A 5678-nucleotide genomic window follows, 5' to 3' on the forward strand; every position below is an offset into this window, starting at 1 on the left:
ACGGCACGACGCTCCACCACTGCCGGGTCGCCGAGGCGCTCGCCGGTGCTCTCGGTCCCGGGCCCGCCGACGGCAGAGTGCGGAGTGTCGCGGACGCCGCGCCCGAACGGCCGCTCCTCGTCGTCGACGCCCACGACCCGACCGCCTGGGCGGCTCTCCGCCCGGACGTCGTCACCCCGAACGCGGCGGAGGCCGAGGCGGTGCTCGGCACCCGGCTCGGCACCGGGGCCGCCCGGTTGCGGGCACTCGAGGTGCACGCGGAGGCGCTCCTCACCCGCACCTCGGCGACCCATGTCGTCGTCACGCTCGACCGGGACGGCACCGTGCTGCTCGGGCCCGAGGGGATCCGGCACCGGACGTGGGCGGACCCGGCGACGGAGAAACAGGCGTCCGGGGCCGGGGACACCTTCGTCGCGGCCCTCACCCTCGCGCTCTCCACGGGAGTGCCGCTCACCGCGGCGGCGGACCTCGGGCAGGCCGCGGCGGACGTCGTCGTGCACCGCCTCGGGACCAGCCTGTGCCGGGCGGAGGACCTGCGCGCGCACCTGTCCGGCAGCGGCTCCGTCGTCCGAGCACTGCCGGCGCTGCAGGCGGACCTCACGCAGGCGCGCGCGGCCGGGCGCCGGATCGTCCTCACGAACGGGTGCTTCGACGGGCTCCGGCACGGACACACGCAGTACCTCTCGCAGGCGGCGCACCTCGGGGACGTCCTCGTGGTCGGGGTGAACGACGACGCCGCCACCGCCCGGCTCCGCGGCCCGGGTCGCCCCCGGGTCCCCCTCGAGGAACGCGCGGGACTGCTCGCGGCGCTCGCGTGCGTCGACCACGTCGTCCCGTTCCCGGAGGACACCGCGGAGACCCTCATCCGGGCCCTGCACCCCGATGTGTACGTCAAGGGCGGCGACTACACCGCGGACATGGTGCCCGAACGCGCCGCGGTCGAGGAGTACGGCGGGCAGGTGCGAATCCTCGACCTCTTCGCCGACGACGAGGAGGAGTTGCCCGGTGCGGCCACTGCGGGGAGAGGAGGCACGTATGTCGGCCCGTGATTCCGCCGTCTGGGGCGCCGAGTTCGTCGACGCCGCGGGCGCACCACAGGACTCCACCCGGACTCCGACCGGGAGGACGGGCCCGGGCACCGGCCCGCTGCCTGCGGCCCGCACTCGCGGTATGCCCGTCCGCACCTCCCCCGAGGCGGAGGTCGACGTCCTCGTCCCGTGCTTCGAACGGCCCTCCGCACTCGCGACGACCCTCGCGGGCCTGGCCTCCCAGACGGCTCCGGACCTCCGGATCGTGCTGAGCGACCAGTCGCCCGCACCCGTGTGGGACGACCCCGCCGTCGCCGCGATGCTCCGGGTCCTCCGGGCCCAGGGCCGCGAGGTGCTCACCGAACGGAACCTGCCCCGGAACGGGCTCGCCCAGCAACGGCAGTTCCTCCTCGAGCGGGCGCGGAGTCCGTACGTGCTGTTCCTCGACAGTGACGTGTGGCTCGAGCCCGGCCCCTCACCCGGATGCTCGAGGCACTGCGGACGAGCGGGGCCGGGATCCTCCCGAGCGGTGCCGTCCACATCGAGGCGCCGACGACCGTCCCGGACCGCCGCACCGAGGCGGTGGAGGTGGTCACCGACAGCTGACCGGCATTCGCCCCACGACACCGCACGACGAACCGTTCCGCACTTCGACGATCCATTCCGCACTTCACAGGAGGAAGCGATGAAAGCACTCACCTGGCAGGGAAAACGACACGTGAGCGTCGAGACCGTCCCGGATCCGACGCTGCAGGCACCGACCGACGCGATCATCGAGGTCTCCTCGACCGCGATCTGCGGCTCCGACCTCCACCTCTACGAGGTCCTCGGGCCCTTCATGGACCGCGGGGACGTCATCGGGCACGAACCCATGGGCACCGTCGTCGAGGCGGGCGCGGACACCGGTCTGCAGGTCGGCGACCGGGTCGTCGTCCCCTTCAACATCGCGTGCGGCACGTGCACGATGTGCCGCACGGGGCTGCAGTCCCAGTGCGAGACGACGCAGGTCACCGAGTACGGCAGCGGTGCCGCGCTCTTCGGGTACTCCCGGATGTACGGGTCCGTACCCGGCGGTCAGGCGGAGTTCCTCCGGGTCCCCCACGCGGACTACGGGCCCATTCGCGTCGGCACCGAGCTGCCCGACGAGCGGTACCTGTTCCTCTCGGACATCCTCCCGACCGCGTGGCAGGCCGTCGCGTACGCCGACGTCTCCGAGGGCGACACCGTGGCCGTGCTCGGTCTCGGTCCGGTCGGACAGTTCTGTGCCCGGATCGCGGTCCACCTCGGGGCGCGGGTGTTCGGTATCGACCCGGTGCCGGAACGACGCGCCCTCGCCGCGAAGTACGGCGTGGAGGTCTACGAACCCGCCGAGGACACCACCGGCACGATCCGCGAGGCGACGGGAGGCCGCGGACCCGACGCGGTCGTCGACGCCGTGGGGATGGAGGCGCACGGCTCCCCCGTCGCCGGGGCGGCGCACGCCCTCGTCGGGATGCTCCCGGACGCCCTCGGGGAGAAGGTCATGGAGAACGCGGGCGTCGACCGCCTCGCCGCGCTCCACACCGCGATCGACCTCGTCCGCCGCGGGGGCACCGTGTCCCTGTCCGGCGTGTACGGCGGAACCGCGAGCCCGATGCCGCTGCTCACGATGTTCGACAAGCAGCTCCAGCTGCGGATGGGCCAGTGCAATGTGAAACGCTGGATCGACACGCTCCTGCCCCTCGTCGAGGACCCCGACGACCCGCTCGGCACCGCGGACCTCGTCACCCACCGGGTCCCGCTCGACGCCGCGCCCCAGGCGTACGAGATGTTCCAGAAGAAGGAGGACGGCTGCATCAAGGTCGTGCTCGACCCGCGCGGTGGTGTCGCGGGAACGGACCGGCGTGTCGAGGGCGCCCGGGAAGATACCGTCACCGAGGCCGACCGGCGCGCGGATCGCGACGGGCTGCAGCCGGACGCGGGTGAACGCCTCCCGGTGACGGAGTTGCCGTGACCCGGTCCGTCGCGCGGAGCCCGGTGTGGAAGGAACGCGCCCGTTCCGGCCCCGCGGGTTCCGGCATGACCCTTCCCGCGGCGCCCGTTCATCCCGAAGCGCCCGCGGGCGAGGCACTCCGCGCCGAGGTGGTCGTCATCGGTGCCGGGCTCACCGGCCTCGTGACGGCGCACCTCCTCGTGCGGGCGGGCGTGGACGTCCTCGTGCTCGAGGCCGGAGGGATCGGGAACCTCGCGAGCGGCGCGACGACCGCGAAGTCCACCGTCCTCCAGGGGGCACGGCACCACGAGATCGCCGAGGCGCTGGGAGTGGACACCGCGCGGGCACACCTGCGGGCGCATGTGCGCGGGCAGGAGTGGCTCCGGGGGTTCTGTTCCGCGCACGGTGTGCCGATCGAGCGGGTTCCGGCATTCACGGTGGCGACCGGATCCGGGTCCGCCGGGGACCGCGCGACTGCCTCGGTGCAGGACGAATACGCGTTCCTCCGGGACGCCTTCCTCCACGACCCCGTCCTCGCCGCGTACGGCGAAGCGTACGGCGACGCGGGCGGGCCGGAAGCCGGGACCGCGCCACCCTGTACCGGCCCTGCCGCCGGACTGCACCTGCGCACCGACGCCGACACCCCGCTCGGGCGGGGCACCACGATCGAACTGCCGGCACAGGACGCGTTCGATCCGCTCGACGTCCTCGAGGCGCTCGCCGACACGGTGGTCGCCGGTGGCGGGCGCCTCGGGTACGGAGTGCGGGTGAGTGGCATGGACCGGGACGGTGAGGTGGTCGCGCTGCGCACGGATCGTGAGGGTACGGACCGGGACGAGGGCAGCGGTGCGGTCGAAGTGCAGGCCGGGCAGGTGGTCCTCGCGACGGGCTCGCCCGTGTTCGACCGCGGGCGGACGGTCGCGCAGCTCGTCGCACGCAGGTCGTACCTGTGCGCGTTCGAGTACGACGGGGACCTGCCGGGGATGTACCTCGGTGTCGGCCCCGACTCCCGGTCCCTGCGGACCGCCACGGTGGCCGGGAAACGGTACCTCCTCGTCGGCGGGGAGGGACACCGGACGGGCGACGAGGCGCACCCGCGTGTGCGTCCGCAGGAGCTCGAGGCATGGACGGCCCGCGCGTTCCCGGACGCGCAGCTCACCCACGCGTGGTCGGCACAGGACCTGCACCCCGCGGGGCTCGTCCCCATGGCCGAGGTGCTGCCCGGCTGGGGCGGGCGCGTGCACTGGGCGGGCGGCTACGCGAAATGGGGCATGACGGCGGCACCGGCCGCTGCACTCCGGACGGTCGACCGGATCCTCGGCCTGCCCGAGGAGGTGACGTTCGGTTCTCCCCCGGGGGCCCGGACGGCGGTGCGAGCGCTCGGCGCGGCCCTCGCGGCACCTCGGGCGCTCGCGCGGCAGGCCGGAGACGTGCGAGTGGGCCGGGCGGCGATCGGTCCGGCGTGCCCGCACATGGGGTTCCCGCTCACGTGGAACGACGCCGAGTGCTCGTGGGACTGTGCGCTCCACGGATCCCGGTTCACCCGCGACGGTGCCCGGATCGAGGGCCCGACCGGGGACGATCTGCGGGTCGGGCGATAGAGGGGCTCACATGCCCGTGAACCCGCCGTCGACCTTGAGAGTCGTGCCGTGGACGTAGGACGCGGCGTCGGAGGACAGCCACAGGGTGGCCTGGGCGATCTCGCGGGCGTCGGCGAACCGACCGAGCGAGGACAGCTGCTTCGCGAACTCGTCACGGTCGGCACCGATCTCCTCGAGGGCGGCGTCGAGCATCGGGGTCTGGACGGCCCCGGGAGCGACGGCATTCACCCGGACCCCGAGCGAACCGTACTCGAGTGCGGCGACCTTCGTGAGGCCGACGACGCCGTGCTTTGCGGCGGTGTACGCAGGGTTGCCCGGCTGCGGGCGGAACCCCGACACCGAGGCGATGTTCACGATCGAACCGCCCTCGCCCTGGGCGAGGAACTGCTTGAGTTCGTGCTTCTGGCACAGCGCGGTGCCCTTGAGGTCGACGGACATGAGGCGGTCCCAGTACGCCGGATCGAGCTCGGCCGAGGGCGCCTGGTCGGGTTTGAGTGCCGCGTTGTTCACCGCGACGTCGAGGCGACCGTACGTCGACACCGCGGCCTTCACCATCTCCTCCACCTGGGCCTCGTCGGAGATGTCGACCGCGACGAACGTGGCGGTGCCGCCGGCGGCCGTGATGTCCGCGACGACCTTCTCACCGGCTTCGACGTTGAAGTCGGCGACGATCACCTTGGCACCGGCCTCCGCGAAGAGTCGGGCGGTCGCCTCGCCCATGCCCATCGCGGCGCCGGTGACGATGGCGACCTTGTCCTGCAGAACGGGGAACGTCATGGGGTGCTCCTTCTTCGTGGCGCGAGACCGCGCCCGGGATCGGTCCGGCCGGAACGAAGACGGCCGCGCGGGCGGGATTCCACCCACGCGGCCAGGCTACGGGCCCCCGGCGCCCGGCAACACCCCGTGTCGGGCTCCGGGCCGAGGCGGTCCACCGTTCGAACGGGCACGCACCTCCGGCCACGGCCCGGTCGACCACAGTCGACACTCCCGCCAGAAGTACGCTCTGCGCCCGAAGCAGCGCTTTGAGTGGCTGTTGCGTAATTGGGGTGGGCTCGCGTGGCGGGCCCACCCCATGAC

General features: G+C 73.2%; 3 protein-coding genes and 2 pseudogenes. 4 read left to right on the forward strand and 1 reads right to left on the reverse strand.

Annotated features, from left to right (window positions below; all coding sequences use genetic code 11):
* From ABD172_RS02285 to ABD172_RS02300, 4 genes and pseudogenes are all read left to right on the forward strand, one after another.
* Nucleotides 1-1049 (forward strand): PfkB family carbohydrate kinase (locus ABD172_RS02285; RefSeq protein ID WP_344306565.1); only part of this gene is annotated, 1049 nt, incomplete at its 5' end.
* Between the two features lie 121 nt (nt 1050-1170).
* Nucleotides 1171-1488, forward strand: a pseudogene (locus ABD172_RS02290) (glycosyltransferase); the annotation flags it as partial.
* Nucleotides 1489-1713: 225 nt separating this feature from the next.
* A pseudogene (locus ABD172_RS02295) lies at nt 1714-2883 on the forward strand (zinc-dependent alcohol dehydrogenase); the annotation flags it as partial.
* A 134-nt stretch (nt 2884-3017) separates the two neighbouring features.
* A complete protein-coding gene (locus ABD172_RS02300) occupies nt 3018-4601 on the forward strand; it encodes an FAD-dependent oxidoreductase (protein WP_344306567.1) in 1584 nt (527 codons plus the stop codon).
* 6 nt (nt 4602-4607) lie between these two features.
* Here the strand turns inward: ABD172_RS02300 and ABD172_RS02305 are convergent, their stop codons facing one another.
* On the reverse strand, nt 4608-5378 hold the full coding sequence (locus ABD172_RS02305; RefSeq protein WP_344306569.1) for an SDR family NAD(P)-dependent oxidoreductase: 771 nt from the start codon (nt 5376-5378) through the stop codon (nt 4608-4610).
* Nucleotides 5379-5678 lie beyond the last annotated feature (300 nt).

The organism is Brevibacterium samyangense, from assembly GCF_039529845.1.
Taxonomy (GTDB): Bacteria; Actinomycetota; Actinomycetes; order Actinomycetales; family Brevibacteriaceae; genus Brevibacterium; species Brevibacterium samyangense.